The organism is Brevibacterium sp. p3-SID960 (assembly GCF_025144725.1).
Classification (GTDB): domain Bacteria; phylum Actinomycetota; class Actinomycetes; order Actinomycetales; family Brevibacteriaceae; genus Brevibacterium.
Genome location: NZ_JALXKS010000004.1, coordinates 1 through 24,879 on the forward strand (window position 1 = coordinate 1; position 24,879 = coordinate 24,879).

Below are 24,879 nucleotides of genomic sequence, written 5' to 3' on the forward strand. Positions count from 1 at the left end.
GCCGGGAGGCTCAGTCGTCGGTGCGCCGCTCATTGCCCGCGCCCGAGGCGGTCGACCCGTTGGCCTGGCCGGAGGGCTCGGTGGTCTCGGCCGGGTCGCCTTCGGCGACGTCGGGAGCCAGCGGCGAATCCTCTTCGTCGTGTTCGAGCTGCGGGGAGGTCCTGCCGTCCTCGTCGTCGGGTTGGTGTTCCTGTTTGGCCTTGCCGTCTTTGGCGTAGACGTCTTCTCCTGCGAGGTAGAGGACGATCGTGTTGAGCACGGCGATGACCGGCACGGCGAAGAGCGCCCCGACGATGCCGTACAGAGTCGCGCCGGCGGCCACCGCGAGCACGACGGCCAGCGGGTGGACGGAGACGGCCTTGCCCATGATGAACGGCTGGAGCACATTGCCCTCCAGCTGCTGGACGGCCAGCACGACGAGCGTCATGATGATCGCTGCGACGAGGCCCTTGGAGACGAGCGCGACGATGACGGCGATGATGCCGGTGACGACCGCACCGACGATCGGCACGAAGGAGCCGAGGAACACGAGGACGGTGAGCGGGAAGACGAGCGGGATGCCGATGAAGAAGGCACCGATGCCGATGCCGATCGCATCGACACCGGCGACGATCACCTGCACCCGGACGTACTGCACGAGCGACTGCCAGCCACGCAGGCCCGCACCCTCAGCCCGGCCGCGGGCGCGGCGCGGGAGCATGCCGATGAACCAGGAGAAGATCCGGCGACCGTCGTAGAGGAAGAAGAAGGCGGTGAACAGGGTGAGGATGAGGCCGGTGAAGAAGCTGCCGACCGACATCGCAGCACCGGCGACGCCGCCGAGGATCTGGCCGGAGCGCTCTTCGAGCATCGCCACGCCCTTGTTGAGGGTGTCGTCGATGGCCACCGAGATCCGCGAGGAGTCGATGCCGAACGGGTTGTGCTGCAGCCAGTCGGCGATCGCGCGGATACCGGCCACGACCTGCCCGGTCAGCTCGCCCATGCCGACGACGATCTGCTGACCGACGAGCGTCAGCAGACCCAGCACCAGGACGATGAAGCCGACGAACGTGACACCAGCCGCCGCCCCGCGCTTCCAGCCATGACGTACGAGGAAGTTCGACAACGGGGAGATGAGCGCGGCGATGAGCAGTGCGATGAGGGCCGGCAGCAGGATGACGGAGATCTTCGACAGCAGCCAGTAGGCGACGCCGATCGCAGCCAGCACGATGAGGAACCGCCACGACCAGGCGGCTGCCAAGCGCATCGGCAGGGACACGTAGGGCTCATAGGCCCCGCGCCCCTTCTCCTCCTCGGTAGGCTGATGGGCGGGCACTTCGATGTAGGCGGGCGCGCCCGGGGATGCGGTGAGGGGCTCGGGAGGTGACGAAGCGGCCTGCTCCCTGCGAGACCGGAATCCCAGCCAGGCGTTGCGCAGCCGCCCGGGAATGCGTTGCTGAGAGTTCTCTGGCATGAGACCATCGTAACGCCTCATCTGCTGGGTCAGCGCGCAGCCGGGCCGAACTTCTGCCTCCGGTTCGAGGCACTAGACTCAGCCGGGACGAGGGAGGGAAGTTCATGCAGCGAGGAACCGCGACCGCGCTGGGGCTGGGATTGGCCGCGCCCGCGGCCCTCGCCGCCGGGGTCTACGGGCTCATGCGGCTGCAGTCGATGCGGCTGCGCCAGGCCTTCGACGACGACGTCGCCGCGGCCGCTGTCCCCCAGCAGTCCCGGCTCGTCGACCTGAGCGCTCCGCACAGCCGGGCGCTCGAAGACGTCGACGGTGACACCGAGCATCTGCCGGCTCTGGCCGTCATCGGCGACTCCTGGCTGGCCGGCATTGCCGTCGGCCGGCGCCGCCGCACCCCAGCGATGCTCATCGCCCGCGGGCTGGCGGCCCTGACCGGCCGGCCGGTGCGGCTGCGCTCGACCGCGCAGGCCGGTGCGCGAGCCGATGACATCCTCACCCAGGTCAACTCGATCCTGGCCGATCCGCTGCTGCGCCGCTCACGCATCGGCGAACAGCCGCCGCGGTTTGCCGTCATCGCGATGGGCAGCGCCGATGTCATCCACCCGATCACCGGTTCGATCGGCCTGCCGGTGCTCACCACCGCGCTCAACCGGCTGCAGCGCGAAGGCGGTTACACCGTCATCGTGCTCACGTGCCCCAACCTCGGCAGCCTGCCAGGCATCCCGCAGCCGCTGCGCACCCAGCTGCGCCGCTCCTCACGCGTGCTCGCCGGCTCGCAGTGGATGCTCGCCGTCTCCGCCGGGGCGATCCCGGTGTCGCTCAACACGGTGCTGTCGGGCACGACGAAGCAGTCCCTCATCCGCTCCGACGGCCGCTTCCCCACCCCGCTCGGCTACGCGCAGCTGGCCACCGCTGTCATCCAGCGCATCACCGTCGACCTCGACCTGCCCCATGATGTCGAGGAGAATCCTGAGACCCGCCCGCACTGGCCGGCGGAGCTGACCGACGGCGACCCGCGTCCTGAGGACGAGGAGACCGAGCCGCAGCAGCCTGCTGCCCCGACTGCTGTGCCCAGTGCTGCCAACCCGAATACCGAGGAGGCCCGCCCGTGAGCGCTGTCATTCTCGCCTCCGGATCCCCGTCGCGGTATGCGACCCTGACGACGGCCGGCATCACCCCGCAGGTCATCGTCTCCCACGTCGACGAGGCGGCCGTCCAGGACCAGCACCCCACTGCCTCGGTCGCGGAGCTGGCCGGCGTGCTCGCCGAGGCCAAGGGCCGTGACGTCCTGGGCCGCATCACCGCACGCAACGCCGGGCTGCTCGCCGGTGCGCCGGATCGGCCGCGGGTGCTCATCGCTGCCGATTCGATACTCGAACTCGATGGCCAGCCGGTCGGCAAGCCCCACACACCTGAGCGCACCCGCGAGGTGTGGCAGCAGATGGGCGGACGCACCGCGCACCTGCACACCGGCCATTTCCTCGCCCGCCTCGACCCGACCGGTGACGGCTGGCAGGTCGCCGGCACACGGGCACAGACGGCGTCGACGACGATCCACACCGCAGCGCTGTCCGATGCGGAGATCGACGCCTACATCGCCACCGCCGAGCCCTTCGAGGTCGCCGGTGCACTGACGATCGACGGCTTCGGCGGCGCCTTCGTCACCGGCATCGAAGGCGATCACCACAACGTCATCGGGCTCAGCCTCCCACTGGCGCGCACGCTGGTCGGCGAGCTCGGCCTGGCCTGGCATGAGCTGTGGGATGTCCACGCCGATGCCGCAGGTCACACCGGTGACGACGCGCCCGGAGGCGGTTGAGAATTTCGTCCACCGATTTTGTCGATCGTCCACAACGCTTTGGCACTGGTCTCTAGATTGATACCGTTCACCCGTTTCATGCCCAGGAGACCAGATGACCGAGCCCATGCGGCAGTACTCCGCAACCGTGGAGCACCGCCCCATCGAGCGGGTCTTCATCGCCAACCGCGGTGAGATCGCGCTGCGCATCATCCGCGCCTGTCACGACCTCGGACTCGAAGCCGTCGCCGTGTACACCAAGCCAGATGCCAACGCCGATTTCGTCCGGCTGGCCGACGACGCCTGGGCCCTCGACGGCGCTGGCCCGGCCGAAACGTACCTCAGCATCGAGAAGATGCTCGATGCCGCCCAGCGTGCCGGCGCCGATGCCGTCCATCCCGGCTACGGGTATCTCGCCGAGAGCCCCGATTTCGCGCAGGCTGTGCTCGACGCCGGCCTCGTATGGGTCGGCCCTCCCCCGCAGGCCATCGACCGGCTCGGTGACAAGTCCGGTGCCCGGGCCGTCGCCGAGGCGGCAGGCGCACCGATCACGCAGGGCTCCGACGGCGCCGTCGACGGCATCGACGACGCCCTCGCGGTGGCCGAGCGGATCGGCTACCCGGTGGCCGTCAAGGCCGTCTACGGCGGCGGCGGGCGCGGTTTCCGCACCGCTGCCAGCGCTGCTGAGCTTCCCGATGCGCTGGCCGGGGCCTCCCGTGAGGCGCTCTCGGCGTTCGGCCGCGGTGAGTGCCTGCTCGAGCAGCAGATCGTCAACCCGCGCCACATCGAGACGCAGTGCATGGTCGACAGCAGCGGCCGGGTGCTCGTCGCCTCGACCCGTGACTGCACGCTGCAGCGCCGCAACCAGAAGATCATCGAGGAGGCCCCGGCGCCGTTCCTCACCGACGAGCAGATCGCCACGGTCAACCAGGCTTCGAAGAACATCCTCAGCGAAGTCGGCTACGTCGGTGCTGCGACGTGTGAGTTCCTGCTCGGTGAGAACGGGACGCTGACCTTCATGGAGGTCAATGCTCGCATCCAGGTCGAGCACACCGTGACCGAGGAGGTCACCGGCGTCGACCTGCTCGCCTGGCAGCTGCGCATCGCCGCTGGCGAGAGCCTGCCGGAGGAGTTCCCGGCCCCGCGCGGCCACTCGATCCAGTTCCGCATCAATGCTGAGGATGCGCGCCTGAACTTCTTCCCGGCCACCGGCCGGATCGGCCGCTACATCGAGCCGGCCGGCCCCGGCGTGCGCGTCGATTCCGGCGTGCACCACGGCATCGAGGTCGGTGTCGACTTCGACCCGATGCTCGCCAAGCTCATCGTCACCGGCGAGAACCGCGCCCACGCGCTCGCCCGCGCACGGCGGGCACTGAGCGAGTACACCCTCGACGGTGTGAAGACGCTGCTGCCGCTGCACCGGCGACTGGTGAATGAACCGGCCTTCGCCGAGGACTTCAGCGTCTCCACCCACTGGCTGCAGCAGACATATATGCCGACATTCGACGATCCGGAGGATCCCATGGCACAGCAGACGCAGGACGGCAGCGACGTCATCGACATCGTCGTCGAGGTCGAAGGTCACCGGCTGACGGTCAAGGTGCCGGCAGAGCTGGCCCGCCCGGCCCAGGCCGGCACCCACCCCCGCAAGGGTCGGCTGCGCCGCCGCGGCTCCAGCCGCACCGACAGCACCTCAGCACTCACGGCGCCGATGCAGGGCACCATCGTGTCCGTCGACGTCGAACCCGGTGCTGTCGTCGAGACCGGTGACACGCTGGCCGTCATCGAGGCGATGAAGATGGAGCAGCCGCTCAAGGCGACCCGCCCTGCCACCGTGTCGAAGATCGCCGTCGAGGCCGGCTCGGCCGTCAAGGCCGGCACCGTGCTCATCGAGTTCGAGGACTGAGCCGCGCACAGCCGCAGGTCAGCGGGCCGGCTTCAGGCAGACCTAGACGAAAGTCGTAGTCGACTGCACCAAAGTCCAATTGTGCCGACTCGGTGCGCATGAGACAGTGAGTCTGCCGGTGACGCCAGCTCCCGATCCCCCGAAACACAGCTGCGGGTGCACTCGAATCGAGTGCACCCGCAGTCGTGTATTCAGCCGCCGGTCCTGCCCGGCAGGCACCGGCTGGCTCAGCTGGCGTGGTGATGCAGCTTGCGCGCCGCCTCGGTGATGGAGCCCGACAGCGAGGGGTAGACGGTGAAGCTGGAGGCCAGCTGGTCGACGGTCAGCCGGTTCTCCACGGCCAGGGTGATCGGCAGGATGAGCTCACTGGCCTTCGGACCGACGACAACACCGCCGAGGATCGAACCGGAGCCGCGGCGGGAGAAGATCTTGACGAAGCCGTCGCTGATCTCCTGCATCTTCGCCCGTGCGTTCGTGCTCAGCGGCTGGGTGACGCAGTCGATCTCCTTGCGGTCCTCCTCGAAGTCCTTCTGGGAGAAGCCGACGGTGGCGATCTCCGGGCTGGTGAAGATGTTCGAGGCGACATTGCGCAGCTTGAGGGGAGCAACGGCATCGCCGAGGGCGTGCCACATCGCGATTCGGCCCTGCATCGCGGCCACCGAGGCCAGCGGCATGACCGAGGTGCAGTCACCGGCGGCGTAGATGCCCGGCCGGGAGGTGCGCGAGACGCCGTCGACGACGACGTGCCCGGAGTCCTCCAGCTGCACGCCGGCCGATTCGAGACCGAGGTCCTTGGTGTTCGGGATCGAGCCGACGGCCATGAGGCAGTGGCTGGCATTGACCTTGCGCCCGTCGTCAAGGGTGACGAGCACACCGTCGTCGGTGCGCGTGACCGATTCGGCACGCGAACGGGAGAGCACGTTCATGCCGCGGGAGCGGAACGCCTTCTCCAGCACATCGGCAGCATCCTTGTCCTCGCCGGGCAGCACCCGGTCCCGGGAGGATACGAGCGTGACCTTCGAACCGAGAGCATGGTAGGCGGAGGCGAACTCAGCACCGGTGACACCGGAGCCGACGACGACGAGGTGCTCAGGCAGCTCGTCGAGATCGTAGAGCTGCGTCCACGTCAGTATCCGCTCGCCGTCCGGCTTGGCGCTCGGCAGCTCGCGCGGGTGCGCGCCGACGCAGATGAGGACGACATCGGCTTCGAGTTCGTACTCATTGCCCTCCTCCTCGACGACGTGGACGGTGTGCCGGCCCGACATCCGGGCCGTCCCCTTGATCGCCTTGACGCCGGCGGCCACAAGTCCGTCGTAGATGTCGGTCGCCTGGGCATTGGCCAGATGCTTGATCCGCTTGTTGATGGTGTCGAGGTCGGCTCGGGCGGCGCCGCGTTCGATCGCAGCGGGCTCACCGTCCTCGGTGCCGCGCAGGCGGATGCCCAGCGGCCCGGAGACCTCGATCTGGCCCATGAGCTCGGCGGTGGCGATAAGGGTCTTCGACGGCACGACATCGGTGAGCACCGCAGATCCGCCGCAGCGGTTGCGTTCGATGAGCATGACATCGGCGCCGAGCTGGCCGGCGACGAGTGCGGCCTCGTAGCCGCCGGGACCACCGCCGATGATGACGACGCGGTTCTGGGAGGGATCAAGTACGTTCTTCACAGTCTCATTCTCTCAGCGGCAGGCAAGTCGGTGGCATGACAGCGGCGGCGCTGCGGCCGCCCTGTCGTTCGCTTCCCATCCTAGTGGCTGGGCCACCGGCTGCCCTAAGCGGCCTGGCGGCCCGCGGCAGTCTCGACCGCCTCGGGCACGGGCGTGTGGCTCACGCGCAGTGCCCGCAGGGCCCCGAGGATCGCGACGAGGTCGACGCCCTCCTGCAGGATCGCGCCGACGACCGCGGGCAGGTAGCCGAGGGCTGCGACGATCATGAGCCCGATCGAGATCGCGATGCCCAGCCAGATGCTCTGCAGCGCGATGCGCACGGTGCGCTGGGAGATCTCGATGACATAGGCGACGTTGGCGATATCGTCCTGGGTGATGACCGCCGAGGCCGATTCGCTGGCCGCACTCGCCCCGCGCGCACCGAGCGCGATGCCGACATCTGCGGCTGCGAGCACCGGGGCGTCGTTGACGCCGTCGCCGACCATGAGCACCGGCCGGTTGCGCATCGAGGCCAGGTGCTCGACCTTCGTTTGCGGAGTGCAGCCGGCTTCGATCTCGTCGATGCCGACCTCACCGGCGATCGCCCGGGCGGTGGCGGCGTTGTCGCCGGTGAGCATCGCGATGTCGGTGACGCCGAGCTCGTGCAGCCGGGCGACGGTGCCGGCGGCGGTGGCGCGCAGCTCATCGGCGAGGATGATGATGCCGGCCAGGTCGCTGCCGTGGGAAACATAGACGAAGGTCTCTCCTGGTGCCAGCTCGACCGGGTCGAGGGGGCCTGTGACCTCTTCGATGTAGGTGATCTTGCCGACCCGCACCTCGGTGCCGTCGGCCAGGTGGGCGCGCACTCCATTGGTCGCGGTCTCGTCAGCGCCTGTCACCTCGGGCAGGGCCAGTCTGCGCTCGGCTGCCACCTGCCCGATCGACTGGGCGAAGGCGTGCAGTGAGAACTGCTCGGCCGCTGCGGCCAGGGCGATGAGCTCGTCCTCACTGTGGGTGCCGGGGATGACGCGGCGGACCTCAGGGTTGCCGCGGGTGAGCGTGCCGGTCTTGTCGAGTGCGGCGGACCGCACGCGGGCGAGCGTTTCGAGGGCGCCGCCGTTCTTGACGATAACGCCGATCTGAGCGGCCCGGCTCATCCCGCCCATGAACGCGACCGGGGCGGCGATGAGCAGCGGGCAGGGGGTGGCGACGACGAGGACCTCGGCGAACCGGGTGGGGTTGCCGCTGATGAACCAGGCGAAGGCGGCGATCGCCAGGGACACGATCGTGAACGGCACTGCATAGCGGTCGGCCAGGCGCACCATCGGGGCCTGGGATTCAACGGCCTCGCGCACGAGCCTGACGATCGAGCCGTACTGGGAGTCCGCCGAGGCGGCGGTCGCCTGCATGCGGAAGGCGCGGGTCTCGTTCACCGTGCCCGAGGCGAGGGTGTCGCCTGTCGTGAAGGTCACCGGCAGCGGTTCGCCGGTCATCGCCGAGGTGTCGATGGTCGCCGATGCGTCGAGCAAGGTGCCGTCGACCGGCAGCGTCTCATTCGGTCGGACGACGAGGATGTCGCCGATGGCCACCTCGTCGACCGGGATCTGGGTCAGCTGACCGTCGGCACCCTCCCGGTTGGCGAACTGCGGGGCGCGGCTGATGAGCGCATCGAGTTCGCGCCCGGCCCGGCCTGCAGCCATCTCCTCGAGCGCCTCACCGCCGGTGAGCATGAGCACGATGATGAGGCCGGCGAGGTACTCGCCGACGAGCACGGTGGCGACCATCGCGACGACGGCGAGGATGTCGAGACCCCACTTGCCGGCCATGATGTCCTTGATCATGTCCCAGGCGGTGAGGAGGACGACGATGCCGATGACGGCCGTCGCCAGGATCTGGGCGGCACCGGGCAGCCCTGAGGCGAGCAGGATGAGCGTCGTCGCCAAGGCGACGACGGCCAGCCCGGCCAGCGGGTAGCGGCGCAGAGCACGGATGAGGGGCACATCACCATCATGCCCAGCGGCGCCGCCGGCGGCTAGGAAGGCTTGGATAACCTTCGTTCACCGGGAAACGGGGAAGCGGGTTCAGCCGATCGTCTCGGTGAGCACGTCTGTGGGGCCTACGATGCGGCCCTGCTGCCGGTGTGCGGCCGACAGTTCGGAGTAGGAGGCGGCGTTGGTGCGGATGTGCTCGATGTTCTCAGCGGTCAGCTCGCGGCGCACCTTCGCCGGCATCCCTGCCACCAGGGAGCCCGAAGGGACCTCCATGCCTTCGAGGACGAGAGCGCCTGCGGCCACAAGCGTGTCGGATCCGATGACGCATTCGTTGAGCAGAGTTGCGCCCATGCCGATGAGGCAGTCGTCGCCGACCGTGCAGCCATGCACGAGCGCGCGGTGGCCGACGGAGACGCGGGCGCCGACAGTGACCGGACGGCCGGGGTCGGAGTGCATGACGGAGTTGTCCTGCACATTGGTTCCCTGACCGATCGTGATGGGGCTCGATTCGGCGCGCAGCACTGTGCCATAGAAAACGCTGCTGCCGGGCCCGAGGCGGACGTCGCCGATGAGCGTGACGCCAGGTGCGACGAAGGATGTCGGGTGGATCTGCGGCTTGAGGTCGCCGATGGCAATGAGGCGCACGTCGCGCAGCTCGCTGATGTTCTCCATGTCCTCAGCCAAGCAGAACGGTGTGCAGCGGGCAAGGGTGACGATCGATTTGCGATGCTGCTGCAGAGCGCGCAGAATAAAAGATTGTCGGTGATTTCACACTTCGACCCTCTTGTGCTGCCCTGTCTCATATGTGAGTCTTGGTGACATAGCGACCACTTGCTGTCGCCAGCCTGCTGTGTGCCGATCTGGGCCCACCAACTCCCCGGGCTCCGGCGACCTCCGCTCCAGGAAAGGACACCATGGATTGGCGCCATCGCGCGGCTTGCCTCAATGAGGATCCCGAACTCTTCTTCCCCATCGGCAACACCGGCCCTGCGCTTCTGCAGATCGAAGAGGCCAAAAGTGTCTGCCGCCGCTGCGAAGTCGCCGAGATCTGCCTGCAATGGGCACTCGAATCCGGTCAGGACGCCGGAGTCTGGGGCGGCATGAGCGAAGATGAGCGCCGCGCCCTCAAGCGCCGCGCTGCGCGCGCCCGCCGCGCCGGCTGACACGGTCCGCCGGTCAGCGCACCGCCACATCACAGACACCACCGCCGCGCCCGCCGTAGATCACCGGCGGGCGCTGCGGCGTGCCCGGGGTGCGCTGTCCTGCAGTGCTGTCCTGCAGTGCTGTTCTGCAGTGCAGTTCTGTCGCGCTTCAGCGGTCGCGGCCGAGCGGCACGTCGATGATGACTTCGGTGCCGCCTCCTTCGCGCGCCTGCCAGGTGATCTCCCCGCCCAGGTCGGTGGAGACGAGTGTGGTGACGATCTGGGTGCCGAGTCCGCTGCCGGGGCCGTGATTTGCCGGCAGACCGACGCCGTCATCGGCGATGGTGACACGCAGCCGATCGCCGACGCGTTCGGGTTCGACCCACACGGTGGCCTGCAGACGCTCATCGGTCTCGGGCTTCTTGAGATCGAGCGGGAAGCCGTGCTCGACGGCATTGGTGACAAGTTCGGTGAGCGCCAGTGCCAGGGACGTCGCATCGACTGAGGAGATCTTGCCGAAGCTGCCGGTGCGCTGCAGGGTGATCTCGACGTGCGGGCTGGCGAGCTCGGGAGTGAGCTTGAGGCCCTTGTCGACGATCTCATCGAAGTCGACCTCGCTGTCGAGGCCCTGGCTGAGCACATCGTGGACGACGGCGATGATCGCCACCCGGCGCGTCGCCTCCTCCAGGGCGCCCTTCGCCTCGGCCGATGAGATGCGGCGGGTCTGCAGGCGCAGGAGTGCCGCAACCGTCTGCAGGTTGTTCTTCACCCGGTGGTGCATCTCACGGATCATCGCATCACGGCTGAGCAGCTGCCGGTCCCGCCGGCGGATCTCGGACACATCGCGCAGCAGGATCGCCGCCCCGATCCGGTTGCCGGCACGGGTGAACGGGATTGCGCGCAGGGTCACGATGACGCTGCCGGATTCGACTTCGGTGCTCCACGGTGCGCGACCGGTCAGCACGACCGGCAGAGTCTCGTCGACCGGCCGGAGCTGCTCGACGAGACCGGCAACGACCTCGTTGAGGTAGCGGCCCTCCAGCTCGTCGTCGTGGCCCAGGCGGTGGAGCACGGAGATGCCATTGGGTGAGGCATAGCGCACCCGCCCCTCGCGGTTGAGCACGACGATCCCGTCGCCGACGCGGGAGTCGCCGTGGTGGCCGGCGGCATCGTCGTCGAGGCTGGGGTAGTCGCCCTCGGCGATCATCGTCAGCAGCATCGAGGCGCATGCCCGGTAGTTGCGCTCCAGCCGCGAGGACGCGCTGCGGCGCAGCTCCTCGGTGTGCCGGGTGAGCACGGCGATGATCCGGCCCTGGCGCATGACCGGCACCACCTCGGCACCGGCGATCGGTGCCAGGACGTCATTCAGCTCGTCCTCGCCAGGGGCGATGATGATCTCCTGGCTCGCCCACGCCCGGTGCATCAGCTCCGTTTCGATGCCGACGCTGATGAGCCCGACGACGTCCTCGGGGTAGGCTGTCGCGCCGGTTGTCGGGCGGCAGTGAGCTGCCACCCGGAACCGGCCCGGTGCCTCGGTGGCGGGAACCCACAGCAGCAGGTCGGCGAACGACAGGTCAGCCAGCAGCTGCCAGTCGCCGACGAGGGTGCGTAGCCACTCAAGATCCCGCTTGTCGGTGAAGTCCTCGGTGGCGTCGATGTCGCTGTGCGGGTGCATCGTCTACTCCCCGGGTCTCAGCTCTCCTCCGACTGCCAGACGGTCGAGCGGACGATGCCGCGCATCATGCGCAGCAGCACCGACAGCGGCGTCTGGGTGACGGTGTCGAGCTGACGGATCTCATCGATCGTCGCGAGCACCTGGCTCAGCGCTGCCTCGTTTTTCTCACGCCATTGGGCGATGCGGCGCTGGGCGCGCTCCGACGGTGTTGCACCTTCCGCCTCAGTTGCCGAGAGCACGGTGAGCACAACGGCGAAGACAGCCTGGTAGTAGTCATCGCGCATCGCCCCACGGGCCAGCGCCGACCAGCGGTCGGAGCGGTCGAGTGCGCCGATGAGCTGGAGCAGCTCAGCACCGGAGAGCAGGTCGGTGACCTGGTAGTACACCTCGGCGACGTCCTCGCCGTGGATGCTGAGCCGGTTGGCGATCTGTGCGACGTCAAGCAGGGCGAACTCGTCGAGCAGCGCTGCCGCCCGGTAGGCGACCGCCTCCGGCACGCCTTCGGCGATGAAGGACTGGGCGTTGGACTCCAGCTCCCGAGCATCGGTGCCTTCGAGCAGCTGCGGGACCCGCGGGCGCAGCTGGTCGAGGATCGAACCATAGCGTTCGATGCCCGAGGGCACGTCGAGGTGCGTCGGCGCCTGGTGGACCAGCCACCGGGAGGCGCGGTCGAGCAGCCGCACGTAGCCGTGCTGCAGCCTGACCTGGACGCTCGAGTCGACGACGTTGTCGAGCGCGCAGATGTCGTCGAAGTGGCTGTCGAGGTCGAAGATCTCGCTGACGACGCTGAAGACACGGGCGATCTGCGGGATCGTCGCACCGGTCTCCTCCACCATTCGGAAGATGTACGTCAGCCCGCCGCGGTCGACCATCCGGTTGACCAGGCGTGCGGTGGCGATCTGGCGGCGCAGCGGATGCCCGGCGAAGTGCTCACCGAAGCGCTCGGCGAGACTGGCCGGGAAGTAGGCGAGCAGGTGCTCGTTGATCCACTCCTCGTCAGGCACATCGCTGTCGAGGATCTCATCGGCGGCGTTCATCTTGACGTAGGCCAGCAGCACGGCCAGTTCAGGCGAAGTCAGACCGCCTCCCGTCGACGTGCGGCTGGCCAGCTGCTTGGTCGTCGGCAGGAACTCGACGGCCCGGTCGAGGTCGGCGTTCCTCTCCAGGTAGCGCATGAGGCGCCGGTGGGTGCCGGACATCACGTCGGCGCCGTCGCGGGCCTCGCCGAGCAGGACGTTCTGACTGTAGTTGTTCGCCAGCACCTTGTCGGCGACCTCGTCGGTCATCGACAGCAGCACGTCGACGCGCTCATCGGAGCTGAACGCCCCGTTCTTGATGAGGGTGTCGAGCAGCAGTTTGATGTTGACTTCCTGGTCAGAGGAGTCGACCCCGGCGGAGTTGTCGACGGCATCGGTGTTGATCTTGACGCCGCCGAGTGCCGCCTCGACGCGGCCGAGCTGGGTGGCGCCGAGGTTGCCGCCCTCACCGACGACGCGCACGCGCAGGTCGGCGCCGTCGACGCGGATCGCATCGTTGGCCTTGTCGCCGACGTCAACGGCCGTCTCCTGCGAGGATTTGATGTAGGTGCCGATGCCGCCGTTGTAGAGCAGATCGACCGGTGCGGTCAGGATGCCGCGGATGAGGTCGTTGGGCCGGTACTGGCCAGGGGTCATGCCGAGCCGCTTGGCGGCCTGTTCGCTCAGCTTCACCGACTTCGACGAGCGGGGGTAGACGCCGCCGCCGGCGGAGATGAGCTCAGGGTCGTAGTCCTGCCAGGAGGAGCGCGGCAGCTCGAAGAGCCGCCGCCTCTCAGCGAACGACTGGGCCGGATCCGGGTCCGGGTCGATGAAGATGTCGCGGTGGTCGAAGGCGGCGACGAGCCTGATGTGCTCGCTGCGCTGCATGCCGTTGCCGAACACGTCACCGCTCATGTCGCCGATTCCCACGACGGTGAAGTCGTCGGTGGCGGTGTTGACGCCGAGTTCGCGGAAGTGTCGTTCGACGGACTTCCAGGCACCGCGCGAGGTGATCGCCATCGCCTTGTGGTCGTAGCCGACCGAGCCGCCGGAGGCGAACGCGTCGCCGAGCCAGAAGCCGCGGCTGGTGGCGATCCCGTTGGCGACGTCGGAGAACCGGGCAGTGCCCTTGTCAGCGGCGACGACGAGGTAGGAGTCGTCGTCATCGTGGATGACGGTGCGCTCGGGGTGGACGACGACGTTGCCCTCGGGGGTGTATTCGAGGTTGTCGGTGACATCGAGCAGAGCGTTGATGAACACCTCGTAGGCGGCCTGTCCGGCCGCCTGCCACGCATCGCGGTCCTGTGCCGGGTCCGGCAGCTGCTTGGGCACGAATCCGCCCTTGGCGCCGGTGGGCACGATCAGCGCGTTCTTCACCATCTGCGCCTTGACGAGGCCGAGCACCTCGGTGCGGAAGTCATCGCGGCGATCCGACCAGCGCAGGCCGCCGCGGGCGACCTTGCCGAAGCGCAGGTGCACGCCTTCGACCTCGGGTGAGTAGACCCACATCTCATAGGCCGGCTTCGGCTTGGGCACGAAGTCGAGCTGCGGGGGCAGGATCTTGAACACCGCCGCCCGCGGCAGCGAGCCGTCTTCGGGCTGGAAGACGTTGGTGCGCACGGTGGCGTCGACGAGCGAGAGCACTGCGCGCAGCACGCGGTCGGCGTCGAGGCTGGTGACCTCGGACAGCGCCTGCTCGATGCGGTCGTGGATCTGGGAGATGTGCTCGTCGCGGGTGCCGACGGCCGGGGTGAGATCCGGGTCGAACTTCGCGTGGAAGTAGCCCAGCAGCAGCGCCGAGAGGCCCGGGTTCGAGGTGAACACGGAGCCGAGGTACTTGTCGGAGTAGGAGAAGCCGGCCTGGCGCAGATAGTGGGTGAAGGCACGCAGCACAGCGAGATCCTGCCACGGCAGGCCGGCGACGATGAGCCGGTCCATGCTTCCGGTCTCGCGCAGCCCCTTCCAGCCGGCGGCGAAGGCCTCTTCGATCCGCTCGAAGTCCTGGGAGGAGATCTCGTCTTCGAACTCGAGACCGAAGTCGTAGATGTAGCGGCTGCTGCCGTCGGGCAGGTCGATCTCGTAGGGCCGCTCGTCGAGGACGGAGGCGCCGAGGTTCGACAGGAACGGCAGGATCTCCGAGAGCCCGGCCGGGCTGAGCCGGTAGAACGACAGGCGGGCCTGGTTGCGCGGCACTCCCCTGGGCCGGACCATCTTGACGAGCGGTTCGTCATCGCTGTCGAGCTTTTCGAACAGTGCGATGTCCTCGACGGCGTCTTGCGGAGTGTTGTATTCGATGTAGGACGGCGGGAACGCCTCGGACCAGGTGCGTGCCCGGTCGAGCTCTGCTGCGGTGTGGCGGGCGTTGTGCGGAGCGAGGTTCTCCCACACGTCCTCGGACCAGGAGCGCAGCGCGCTGGTGATCTGCTCGGACACGGTGTCCGCGTCGACCTCCGGGAGGCTGATGTTGTGCGGGACCCGGGCCACGAAGTGCAGCCGGGCGAGCGCCGACTCACTGAGCAGCACATCGAAGTCGACGGTGTCGGCGGCATAGGCCTCGCGCAGCGCCCTCTCCACCCGCAGGCGCGAGTCGGTGTCGTACAGGTCGCGGGGAACGTAGACGAGCACGGAGACGTAGCGGGCGTAGGGGTCGCGGCGGATGAAGACGCGGGATTCGCGCTTCTCCTTGAGGTCGAGAACCTGCATGACGACCTCGAAGATCTCCTCGACATCGGCGTGGAAGAGATCATCGCGCGGGTAGGTCTCCAGGATCGAGAGCAGCTCGTCACCGGAGTGGGTGTCGCGTTCGACACCGGATTCGCGCAGGATCCAGGCGACCTTCTGCCGGATCACCGGGATGTCGAGGACCGAGGCGTTGTACATGCCCGAGGTGTAGAGGCCGACGAAGCGGCGCTCGCCGACGACCGTCCCATTCGCGTCGTAGGTCTTGACGCCGAGGTAGTCGAGGTAGCTGCGGCGGATGACGTGCGAGCGCGAGTTCGCCTTCGTCAGCACGAGCACGCGCGGCTCTTCGGCGCGGGCGGCGACGTTCTTCGCCAGCTGCGAGGACCGGGGTGGACGCAGCGAGGAGATGCCCATCGCGGTGCCCTCGATCGGGTGCAGGGAGAGTTCCTCGCCGGTTGTGTCGAGCGAGTACTCACGGTAGCCGAGGAACGCGAACCGGCCGGAGAGCCAGTCGAGCAGCTCGGCGGATTCGACGGCCTCGTCGGCCAGCTCGGGCCGCGGCGGGGCGCTGCGCAGCTGTTCGGCCAGTTCATGGGCGCGAGCGCGCATCTGCTCGCGGTCGGCTTCGGCGGCGATGACGTATTCGAGGACGCGGGCGATCTGGGCGCGCAGCTCGTCGAACTGCTCCTCGGGCACCTGGTCGATCTCCAGGTGGACCCAGGATTCCTTCGCCCGGGTCGTCGACGACATCCCCGGGGTGATGGTCGGCAGCGCCGAGGTCGAGGTGGTGGTCCGGGACAGTTCGGCCGAGGGCACGATCTGCAGCTGGTCGCCGGCGCGTTCGGTGACGATGATCGGGTGGCGCACCGCGCGGATGTTGTGTCCGGCGCCGGTGAGCTCGGAGATGATCGACGACAGCGTGTAGCGAGTGTCGGGCAGCACGATATTGATGACGGTGCGGTTGCCGGCGTAGTCCGCGTCGCTGGCTGAGAGGTTGGCCAGCGAGACGACCGGGGTGGTGCCGTCGAAGCCACCGGCGACGTCGTAGTGCCGGGCAGCGGAGGCGGCGAGGGCTTTGGGCCCGTAGGTCTCATACTCGGCGTCGCTGATACGGGGGAAGTACGCGGGGATGAGGTCGGCGGGGGGAATCGATCCCGTCAGGTCTGTCCACGCTTGTGCAATCTCGGTCGAGCGGACCTCGGTCACTATGTCACCTTCTCATCGGTCATTACATGAGGCGATCGGCAGCGTCCTCGCTGCCCGCCTCTACCCTAACCGCGAATGGGGCGGTTTTCATGCCCGCAGCCGGGTCGGCTCGCCGGTGCCCGACATGGCAGACTGAAACCATGAAGACGATCACCGCACAGCGCCGTTCGACCGCCCCGCTGCACCGCATTCTCGCTCGCCTGGAGTCACGTGAGATGTGGGAGCATGCCACCGCCGAGGCGACGGTCACCGGTTCGGTCGCCGAGGGTCTGCAGGTGCGCACCTCGGCACCGCTGCCGGCTGACGAGGTGCCGGACTCCGCGCGCCGGTTCCTGCCGGACACGGCGCGCATCGAACAGGACTTCTCGCTGCCGGCGACGACTGCCGACGCATCGTCTGCGCGGGCCCAGCAGTCGACTGAGGTGCCCGGGGTGCCGATCGCCGTCAGTGCCGTCATCGACTTCACCGCACTCGATCCGGCTGATCTCAGCGGTTCGGGCACCGAGATCGCGGTGGTCGCCGAAGTGTCCTCATCGATCCCGCTGTTCGGCTCAGCTGTCGAGGCGGCTGTCGCGCCGACCGTCGAGCGGCTGCTGGGCGAACGCCTCGAGGAGATCACCAACCTCTGAGGAGTCGAACCACAGCAGCGGCGAGGACCGCAGCAGTGCAGCAGCTGCCTCCTGGTCCTCCGGAAGGCCGGCGACGACCTCGGGATCGTCGATGTGGAAGCTCACGACCCGGCTCGGGTCGACGCTGAGCGGGCCGAAGGCCTCCAGCCCGGCCCCGACGGAGCGGACCTGAGCGCCGAGTGCCGGGATGTCGCAGGCGATCACGACCCGCGCACCGCCGGTGCGCAGCGCCTCGTCGAGGCACGCCTCGGCGGCTGTCATCTGTGCGGTGAATTCGGCTTCTTCACCGGCGTCGGAGCGCAGTGCGCGCCCATCGGCATCAGGGGCGAAGGCGAGCACATCGGTGATCGCCGGCCAGGCGGAGACGAGATGGTGAGAGGTCACAGGGACGTATGCGCGCACATAGGAGCTCATGTGGTCATTGTCCTCCGGCGCAGCCGCGGAAGCCGAACCCGACGCGCTGCCGTCGGCTTCGAGCTGCGGTCGCGGCGCCGCAGCTGCGGCTCGGGCAGCCCGGGCAGGGTTGCAGCGAGCTCGCCGAGGGCCCGGCTGAGCGGGCTGCGCGGTGCATGTTCGGTGATCGCCTGCCCGGCGAGCACCGCGGCATCGACATTCGCCCGGTCATCGGGCAGGTAATGGCAGCCGCCGAGTCCGAGGAACCGGGACAGTGTCGTGTCGATCGCTGTCTGCGGGTCAGCACCGACAGCTGAGGCGCGCGCCTTGTTCATCACGATCGTGGCGCTGTCGCGCAGCGCTTCTCCCCGCTCGGTCTCCAACAGCCTCACCAGCCGCTGGATCCCCAGTGGATCGGCCTGGGCGATGAGCAGCGTGTGATCGGCGCGTTCGAGGACCGCCCGTGTGGCGGCGTGCCTGTCGTAGTGCGGGTCGGCGAACTCGTCATCGGGGTCGACGCGATCGGCGATGTCGACGATGACGGCATCAGCGGTGGCTGCCGCCGCATCGAGGATGGCGCTCAGCAGCGCCGGACGCACTTCCGGCCAGCGGCTGGCGCGACTGAGACCGGTGACCAGGTGCAGGCGCGGGCTGACCGCCGTCAGGTGCCGGCTGAACAGCTCCGGTGTGAGGACGCCGCCGGCAGCTCGGCGGCACAGCGCGGCCAGCTGCGGGGCATCGTCGACGATGCCGAGCATGGCCGCCTGTCCGGCGGTGACGGTGTCGGCGTCGATGAGGATGACGGAGGTGCCGTGGCTGCTGAGCAGATGCGCCAGTCCGGCCGCCACTGTCGATCGGCCCGGGGCTGAACCGGTCCCCCACACGGCGATGACGGGGCCGGGTTCGCAGGTCTGCGCAGCCTGCGGCGGTTCGGCAGGCCGCGGCGGGACGGCCAGTGACTGCGCGCAGTCGCGCACGGCGGCGAGGAACGCCTCGGGCGGGTCCCACGGTGAGACGTGGCTGTGCACGCCCCAGGCGCGGAACTGCTCCTCGTCGTCCCCGAGCCCGAGCAGGCGGGCGCCGGTGCCGTGCAGCCGGCGGACCACCTCGGCGTCGAGGCCGGGGAACTCGCGGCCGAGCACGACGACAGCACCCATCCCGGCGCTGGCGGCCGCGAGCAGTTCGACCTCATCGGCCGGCCGGCGCACGATGGTGAAATCGGGTGCATCGCTCAGCCGTGCGGTCACGGTCGGTTCGTGGTCCCGGTCGACGGCGACGATGACGCCGATGGGCGCAGGCGGGTGAGCGCTCATCCCTGCTTCGGGACTGCCGCGACCGAGATGTGGTGCTCACCTGCCAGGGCGGTGAGCACGGCGTCGATGTCGTCGGTGGGGACGAACACCTCGATCCGGTTGGTGTTGGCACCGGCGAACCCGCCGCTGTCGCGCTCGACGGAGATGACGGCGACGCTGCTGAGGATGAGCTCAGGTTCACCGTCTTCGATGCGGGTGTCGGTGCCCCACAGGTCGATCGTCGACCCGGCGTCGACCTGGCTGGGCAGGCCGCCGGGCACTTCGAGGGCGATGACACGGCCGGCGAGCTGGTCGGCCGTGCCGATCTGGGAGGCCGGGATGAGTTCGCCGGGTGCGATGCTGGAGAGCACGGTCGCACCGGCGGGGATCTCGGTGCTGGTGGGCAGGTAGTGCTCCACCGCCTCGCTCATCCTCACCTCTGTGGCGCTCAGGTCATCGGCGGTGATGGCATGGCCGGGCACGAGCGGGCGGGCGGCTGTCCAGACGGTCATCGTGTTGGCTGCCTGGTTGACGATGAACCAGGTGCCGAGGATCGATGCGGCGACGATGAGCGCGCCGATGATGAGCTTGGGGTCTCGCCAGCGCGGTGGGCGCAGCCGTTCGGCGCGCTTGGGTTCGCGGAAGGACATGGAGCTCCTTTGCTCGTGGGGACTGCAGCGACGGCTCGGGGTGCAGAACGATCCGGCATCTCGGACCACCTTACATAGGAGGCGATGCATGAGAACAGGGCTGTGGACAACGCGACTGTCCACAAGCCGCAGCGAACGCCACGATCTGACAGCAAAATCGGCTATGATGGACGCGATCACTACGAGCTGCGGAGCACCGGGCGTGAGCGCCGGTGAGCAGCTGCAAAGGAGTGCCGATCATGGTTGCCGAAGTCCGCTTCCTCCCCCTCACCGACGTCGCGGAGATCCTCAATGTCACCGTGACGCAGGCGCGCGCCCTTGTGCGCTCCGGTGAGCTGCGCGCCATCAAGGTCGGCGGGCGCGGGCAGTGGCGGATCGAGAAGGCTGAGCTTGAGGACTACATCCAGCGGATGTACTCCCAGACCCAGCAGGAGATCCGGGAAGGCCGCGTCGACGTCTGAGTTTCAGACACTGTCACCGGGCGTGAGGTCCTGCACCGCGGCCAGCGCGTGCAGCGGCACCAGATCGATGGCAGCCCCGCGGCGGATCTGCAGGTAGTCGGCACCGACTGCATCGATCATCCCCTCCAGCACCTGCCCGGCAGCTCCGCAGAACACCCGGCATTCACGGCGGCCTTCGCCGAACCTGCGCAGCGGGGAGCGGATCGACAGCTGGGAGATGACGGCGTCAGCCCCGTGGGCCACCCGGCGCATGCGCAGATGGTCGACACGGGCCAGGTTCACCAGCGCCCGCGGGGTTCCGGGCACACGTCCGCGCAGCAGCACCCACTGCTGCCCTACTGCGTCGATGATGCCGTCGAACCACGTGCGCGCGACGTGCACCTCAATAGGGGCCCCAACGGCACCGGCGAGCCGATGCGCGAGTCCATGGTCGGCGAACTCGCCGGCGACGAGATCCCCAAGCTCACCCATCCGCTCATGAGCGGTGCGCCCCTGTTCCTCAGCGGCGAGGTCGGCGAAGAGCGCCTCGACGCGATCGACGCCTGCGGCGTCGTCCCCATGCGGTGATGTCGGCTCGGTCATGAGCCCATGATCGCAGAACCCCGGGCGCCGGGCATCGATTCAATCCGCATCTCGCCTCGATCCGTGCCATTCGAATGCATTCGAATCCAAATACTAGTTTTTAATATCTATTGACTTCAATTGATGTCGTTTGTCATTCTGATAGCCATATTGATAGGAGTTGGAATGTTGATCTGGCTGACGCGGCTGCTGAGCCTCGCACACATCGTCATCACGCTCTGCCTGTGCGCCAGCGCCCCGGAGCTGATGACCGCGCTGGGCCGCGGTGACATCGGGGCAGCTGTCGTGCTGCTGGCCGGCAGCGCGGCGGTCGTCGCCGGCGCGCGCCTGACATGCGCCACGCTCCTCAGCGGTCTCGCCCATGCAGCTGGGCTGTTCGGCCGCACAGCTGCCCAGCGCTGCGCACAGGCGGCGATCGCCATGAGCCCGGTCAGGTTCCGGCGCGTCTTCGCTGCCTCGTGTGCCGGCCTCATCCTGACAGGAACCGGTTTCGCAACGGCCGCAGCGGCAGCACCCGATGCCCCGTCTCCGGGCTGGCCGACCCGTCCTGCAGAGTCGAGCACGACAGCGCCCTCCTCCCCTGGCTGGCCGACCCGGTCGCCGGACGCACAGGCGGCCAGCCCGACTCCGGCACCGGAGGGCTCGACGTCGGCACCTGCAGACGGCAGGGACCCGACCACCCCCTATCCCGACGATTCCACGGCGCAGTCCGACGCCTCGGGCACGGACAGCGGCCCGGACGCCGATGATCGCACCACCGAATCGTCCGGGCCTGAGACTGCCACGGTGAGCGCAGGAGACTCGCTTTGGACGATTGCCGCCGAGCACTACACCGGGGCCGCAAGCGCAGAGCTCAGCGATCGCGTCGAATCGATCCACAGCGCCAACCGGCACATCATCGGTGCCGACCCGAACCTCATCATGCCTGGACAGCGATTGGAGATGCCATGACCACGATGATGACCGACGCCGCACCCGGCGAACTGACCCTCACCCGACCGCGACCCCGCGCTGCGACCGCACCGGGACAGGCACCGTCGCCGGTCCCGGCAGCCACGCGGCCGCCGGAGCCCGAGACCCGGCGTGCGGCAGAACCCGAGACCCGGCGTGCGGCAGAACCCGACCAGCAGGACCTCGTCGCAGCACTGCAGGCGGCTGCATCGTCGCTGTCAGTGGCGATCATCGAGATCTTCGGCGGCACCCGTGCCCCGTCATCGGTCGGCAAATGGGTGGCCCCGGATCTCTTCGAGCGGATCCGCAAGCATGCCGCATACCGACAGCAGCTGGCCAAGGCGGCACCGCCGCGGCCGGCGATGCTCTCGGCTTCCACGCCGCGGGTGTGCCTCGTCGGCCCGCGCGTGGCCGAGGCTGCCGTGGTCGTCAGCACCGGTCGGCGCCACCGTGCCGTCGCCCTGCGCCTGGAGCACATCCGCAACCGGTGGCTCGTCACCCAGCTGGAGACCGCCTGACCCTGGATCGCTTGACCCTGAACCGTCTGACCCTGCCGCAGCCCGGGTGGTGAATGCCGATGGCGGTCTGCCGCAGCAGAGGCTGCGCGCAGACCGCCATCACAGACTGGTGATCAGCGCTTCTTCTTGGCCTTCCGGCGCTCAGCCCGATTGGCCGGTGCCGGCGCGGAATCCTCGCCAGCGCTGGCCGGCGGGCCGCCACTGGCCCGGCCGTTGGAGCGCATGACCTGGGCGTCGCCGGTCTCGCTCGGGGCGGAGAGCTGCAGCTTCGGCTTCTTCGGCTTGAGCTCTTCGGCCTCCACCTCAACGAAGTCGTCGCTTGGATCCTCAAGGTCCTCGCCGGGGTTGATGCGGATTTGGACTTCGAGCTTGTTCGTCAGCCGCACGACGTCTTCCTTGATGCCCTCCTGCATGGTGCTGAACATCTCGAAGCCCTCGCGCTGGTACTCGACCAGCGGGTCGCGCTGGGCCATCGCGCGCAGGCCGATGCCGTTCTTGAGGTAATCCATCTCGTAGAGGTGCTCCCGCCACCGCTTGTCGATGACCGAGAGCACGACACGGCGCTCGAGCTCGCGCATCGCCTCCTCGCCGAGCTCCTCTTCGCGCCTGTCATAGGCGAGGTCAGCGTCGGAGCGGATCTCCTTGAGCATCTTCTCGCGAGTGAGGTTCTCCTTGCCGCCAGCGTCATCGGCAAGATCCTCTGGGGTGATCGACGGATCGTAGAGCTCGCCGAGCGCCTCGAAGAGCTTGTCGATCTCCCACTTCTCGGGAGGACCGTTCGTGGCGCCGGAGACGTAGGCGTCGATGACGTCGTCGCGGAACAGCTGCACCTGCTCAGCCAGGTCCGCGCCGTCGAGTACGCGTCGGCGCTCACCGTAGATGACGGTGCGCTGGCGGTTGAGGACGTCGTCGTACTTCAGGACGTTCTTGCGCTGTTCGGCGTTGCGCTGTTCGATCTGCGTCTGGGCCGACAAGATGGCACGGGTGACCATCTTCGACTCCAGCGGCACGTCGTCGGGCACATCGGCGATCGACATGATCCGCTCGGCGGCCCCGGAGCCGAACAGGCGCATGAGGTCATCCTGCAGCGACAGGTAGAAGCGGGACTCACCGGGATCGCCCTGACGGCCGGAGCGGCCGCGCAGCTGGTTGTCGATGCGGCGTGATTCGTGACGTTCGGTGCCGAGCACGTAGAGGCCACCGGCCTCCCGGACCTCCTCGGCCTCGGCCTCGACGCGTGCCTCGGCAGCGGCGAGCACCTCCGGCCACAGCGCCTCGTACTCCTCCTCGTTCTCCTTCGGGTCGAGGCCCTTCTCGGCCATCTCGGCCACGGCGATGTGCTCGGCATTGCCGCCGAGCATGATGTCGGTGCCGCGTCCGGCCATGTTCGTGGCGACCGTGACTGCGCCCTTGCGTCCTGCCAGGGCGACGATCGCAGCCTCACGCTCATGGTTCTTGGCGTTGAGCACCTCGTGGCGCACGCCCTGCTTCGACAGCTGCTTGGAGAGGTATTCGCTCTTCTCCACGCTGGTGGTGCCGATGAGCACCGGCTGGCCGTCGGCGTGGCGTTCGACGATATCGTCGACCACGGCATCGAACTTCGCCTCGACGGTCTTGTAGACGAGGTCGGACTGGTCGACGCGCTGCATCGGCTTGTTCGTCGGGATCGGGACGACGCCGAGCTTGTAGGTCGACATGAATTCCGCAGCCTCGGTCTCGGCGGTGCCGGTCATACCGGCGAGCTTGTCGTAGAGGCGGAAGTAGTTCTGCAGCGTGATCGTCGCCAGAGTCTGGTTCTCCGGCTTGACGTCGACATTCTCCTTGGCCTCGATCGCCTGATGCAGGCCCTCGTTGTAGCGGCGCCCGCGCAGGATGCGGCCGGTGTGCTCGTCGACGATGAGGATCTCGCCGTCGAGGATGACGTAGTCCTTGTCGCGCTTGAACAGCTCCTTGGCGCGGATGGCGTTGTTGAGGAAGCTGATGAGCGGGGTGTTGTCCGGGTCGTAGAGGTTCTGGATGCCGAGATAGTTCTCGACCTTCTCGATGCCGGATTCGAGGATGCCGATCGTGCGCTTCTTCTCATCGACCTCGTAGTCGCGCTCAGACTTGAGCCGCTTGACGACATTGGCGAACTCGCCGTACCAGCGGTCAGCATCGCCTTCGGCTGGGCCGGAGATGATGAGCGGGGTGCGCGCCTCATCGATGAGGATCGAGTCGACCTCATCGACGATGACGAAGTTGTGGCCGCGCTGGACCATCTCCTCGGCATTCCACGCCATGTTGTCGCGCAGGTAGTCGAAGCCGAACTCGTTGTTCGTGCCGTAGGTGATGTCAGCGGCATACTGCTCACGGCGGGCGGTGTTCGACATCTGCGCCATGATGCAGCCGGTCTCCATGCCGAGGAACCGGAACACCCGGCCCATGAGCTCGGACTGGTAACTGGCGAGGTAGTCGTTGACGGTGACGACGTGGACGCCCTTGCCGGTCAGCGCATTGAGATAGGCCGGTGCGGTGGCGACAAGCGTCTTGCCCTCACCGGTCTTCATCTCAGCGATGTTGCCCAGGTGCAGGGCGCCGCCGCCCATGAGCTGGACATCGAAGTGGCGCATGCCCAGGGTGCGCACAGAGGCTTCGCGGACTGCCGCGAACGCCTCGGGCAACAGCGAGTCGAGCGTGGCACCATCGGCGATCCGCTCCTTGAAGCGGTCGGTCTCCTCCCGGATCTCGGCGTCGGTCATCTCCGTGAACTCGTCTTCGAGATTGTTGATCGCCGTGACGTAGGTGCGCAGCTTCTTCAGCGTCCGGCCCTCGCCGGTGCGCAGCAGCTTTTCCAGGAAATTGGCCACGATTCTCCTTGTCACCCACCCGGTGTGCAGGGTGTGTGGTTCTTGCTT

General features: G+C 68.1%; 19 protein-coding genes. 8 read left to right on the forward strand and 11 right to left on the reverse strand.

Annotation, left to right across the window (positions count from 1 at the left end; genetic code table 11):
• Positions 1–10: 10 nt before the first annotated feature.
• Positions 11–1,453, reverse strand: a complete 1,443-nt coding sequence (locus M3B11_RS01815; RefSeq protein WP_259874959.1) for an AI-2E family transporter — start codon at positions 1,451–1,453, stop codon at positions 11–13.
• A gap of 104 nt (positions 1,454–1,557) precedes the next feature.
• On the opposite strand from M3B11_RS01815, the gene M3B11_RS01820 reads away from it, so the two are divergent.
• The 3 genes from M3B11_RS01820 to M3B11_RS01830 all read left to right on the forward strand — a co-directional run bounded on the left by M3B11_RS01820 (position 1,558) and on the right by M3B11_RS01830 (position 5,154).
• Complete coding sequence (locus tag M3B11_RS01820) at positions 1,558–2,562, forward strand: SGNH/GDSL hydrolase family protein (RefSeq protein ID WP_259874961.1); 1,005 nt, start codon at positions 1,558–1,560, stop codon at positions 2,560–2,562.
• The gene (locus M3B11_RS01825) at positions 2,559–3,269 is read left to right on the forward strand and encodes a nucleoside triphosphate pyrophosphatase (protein ID WP_259874963.1); all 711 of its coding nucleotides are present in this window, start codon (positions 2,559–2,561) and stop codon (positions 3,267–3,269) included. The genes M3B11_RS01820 and M3B11_RS01825 overlap by 4 nt, the downstream gene beginning before the upstream one ends.
• A 94-nt stretch (positions 3,270–3,363) precedes the next feature.
• The gene (locus M3B11_RS01830; RefSeq protein WP_259874965.1) at positions 3,364–5,154 is read left to right on the forward strand and encodes a biotin carboxylase N-terminal domain-containing protein; all 1,791 of its coding nucleotides are present in this window, start codon (positions 3,364–3,366) and stop codon (positions 5,152–5,154) included.
• 227 nt (positions 5,155–5,381) lie between these two features.
• Here the strand turns inward: M3B11_RS01830 and M3B11_RS01835 are convergent, their stop codons facing one another.
• The 3 genes from M3B11_RS01835 to M3B11_RS01845 form a co-directional block, all read right to left on the reverse strand.
• A complete protein-coding gene (locus M3B11_RS01835) occupies positions 5,382–6,818 on the reverse strand; it encodes an NAD(P)H-quinone dehydrogenase (protein ID WP_259874967.1) in 1,437 nt (478 codons plus the stop codon).
• Positions 6,819–6,922: 104 nt separating this feature from the next.
• Positions 6,923–8,797, reverse strand: coding sequence for a heavy metal translocating P-type ATPase (locus M3B11_RS01840; RefSeq protein WP_259874969.1), 1,875 nt, complete (start codon positions 8,795–8,797; stop codon positions 6,923–6,925).
• Positions 8,798–8,878: 81 nt separating this feature from the next.
• A complete protein-coding gene (locus tag M3B11_RS01845) occupies positions 8,879–9,460 on the reverse strand; it encodes a gamma carbonic anhydrase family protein (RefSeq protein ID WP_259874970.1) in 582 nt (193 codons plus the stop codon).
• A gap of 242 nt (positions 9,461–9,702) precedes the next feature.
• On the opposite strand from M3B11_RS01845, the gene M3B11_RS01850 reads away from it, so the two are divergent.
• The gene (locus M3B11_RS01850; protein ID WP_102162883.1) at positions 9,703–9,951 is read left to right on the forward strand and encodes a WhiB family transcriptional regulator; all 249 of its coding nucleotides are present in this window, start codon (positions 9,703–9,705) and stop codon (positions 9,949–9,951) included.
• Between the two features lie 148 nt (positions 9,952–10,099).
• Here the strand turns inward: M3B11_RS01850 and M3B11_RS01855 are convergent, their stop codons facing one another.
• Together M3B11_RS01855 and M3B11_RS01860 are read right to left on the reverse strand one after the other, a co-directional pair.
• A complete protein-coding gene (locus tag M3B11_RS01855) occupies positions 10,100–11,605 on the reverse strand; it encodes a sensor histidine kinase (RefSeq protein WP_259874972.1) in 1,506 nt (501 codons plus the stop codon).
• Between the two features lie 17 nt (positions 11,606–11,622).
• On the reverse strand, positions 11,623–16,509 hold the full coding sequence (locus M3B11_RS01860) for an NAD-glutamate dehydrogenase (RefSeq protein ID WP_259874974.1): 4,887 nt from the start codon (positions 16,507–16,509) through the stop codon (positions 11,623–11,625).
• 140 nt (positions 16,510–16,649) lie between these two features.
• Between M3B11_RS01860 and M3B11_RS01865 the strand changes: the two genes are divergently transcribed.
• Positions 16,650–17,138: a DUF2505 domain-containing protein gene (locus M3B11_RS01865; RefSeq protein ID WP_259874975.1), complete on the forward strand. Its 489-nt coding sequence runs from the start codon at positions 16,650–16,652 to the stop codon at positions 17,136–17,138.
• Here the strand turns inward: M3B11_RS01865 and M3B11_RS01870 are convergent.
• From M3B11_RS01870 to M3B11_RS01880, 3 genes are read right to left on the reverse strand one after another with little or no spacing between them, the layout of a single operon-like run.
• The gene (locus tag M3B11_RS01870) at positions 17,061–17,552 is read right to left on the reverse strand and encodes a DUF6912 family protein (protein WP_259874976.1); all 492 of its coding nucleotides are present in this window, start codon (positions 17,550–17,552) and stop codon (positions 17,061–17,063) included. The two genes, M3B11_RS01865 and M3B11_RS01870, sit on opposite strands and share 78 nt — an antisense overlap.
• Positions 17,549–18,844, reverse strand: a complete 1,296-nt coding sequence (locus tag M3B11_RS01875) for a DNA-binding response regulator (protein WP_259874978.1) — start codon at positions 18,842–18,844, stop codon at positions 17,549–17,551. The genes M3B11_RS01870 and M3B11_RS01875 overlap by 4 nt, the downstream gene beginning before the upstream one ends.
• A complete protein-coding gene (locus tag M3B11_RS01880) occupies positions 18,841–19,473 on the reverse strand; it encodes an SAF domain-containing protein (RefSeq protein ID WP_259874979.1) in 633 nt (210 codons plus the stop codon). Before M3B11_RS01880 ends, M3B11_RS01875 begins: the two co-directional genes overlap by 4 nt.
• 239 nt (positions 19,474–19,712) lie before the next feature.
• Here M3B11_RS01880 and M3B11_RS01885 point away from each other — a divergent pair, with 239 nt between their 5' ends.
• Positions 19,713–19,934 (forward strand): helix-turn-helix domain-containing protein, encoded by a 222-nt coding sequence (locus M3B11_RS01885; protein ID WP_102162876.1) that lies wholly within the window; start codon positions 19,713–19,715, stop codon positions 19,932–19,934.
• Positions 19,935–19,937: 3 nt separating this feature from the next.
• Here M3B11_RS01885 and M3B11_RS01890 read toward each other — a convergent pair whose 3' ends face one another.
• Positions 19,938–20,516 (reverse strand): hypothetical protein, encoded by a 579-nt coding sequence (locus M3B11_RS01890; protein ID WP_259874981.1) that lies wholly within the window; start codon positions 20,514–20,516, stop codon positions 19,938–19,940.
• 165 nt (positions 20,517–20,681) lie between these two features.
• Between M3B11_RS01890 and M3B11_RS01895 the strand changes: the two genes are divergently transcribed.
• Positions 20,682–21,467, forward strand: a complete 786-nt coding sequence (locus M3B11_RS01895) for a LysM peptidoglycan-binding domain-containing protein (protein WP_259874982.1) — start codon at positions 20,682–20,684, stop codon at positions 21,465–21,467.
• Positions 21,464–21,985, forward strand: coding sequence for an Rv3235 family protein (locus M3B11_RS01900; RefSeq protein ID WP_259874983.1), 522 nt, complete (start codon positions 21,464–21,466; stop codon positions 21,983–21,985). Before M3B11_RS01895 ends, M3B11_RS01900 begins: the two co-directional genes overlap by 4 nt.
• Before the next feature lie 113 nt (positions 21,986–22,098).
• On the opposite strand, the gene secA is transcribed toward M3B11_RS01900, so the two are convergent.
• Positions 22,099–24,831, reverse strand: a complete 2,733-nt coding sequence (gene secA, locus M3B11_RS01905; protein WP_259874985.1) for a preprotein translocase subunit SecA — start codon at positions 24,829–24,831, stop codon at positions 22,099–22,101.
• Positions 24,832–24,879 lie beyond the last annotated feature (48 nt).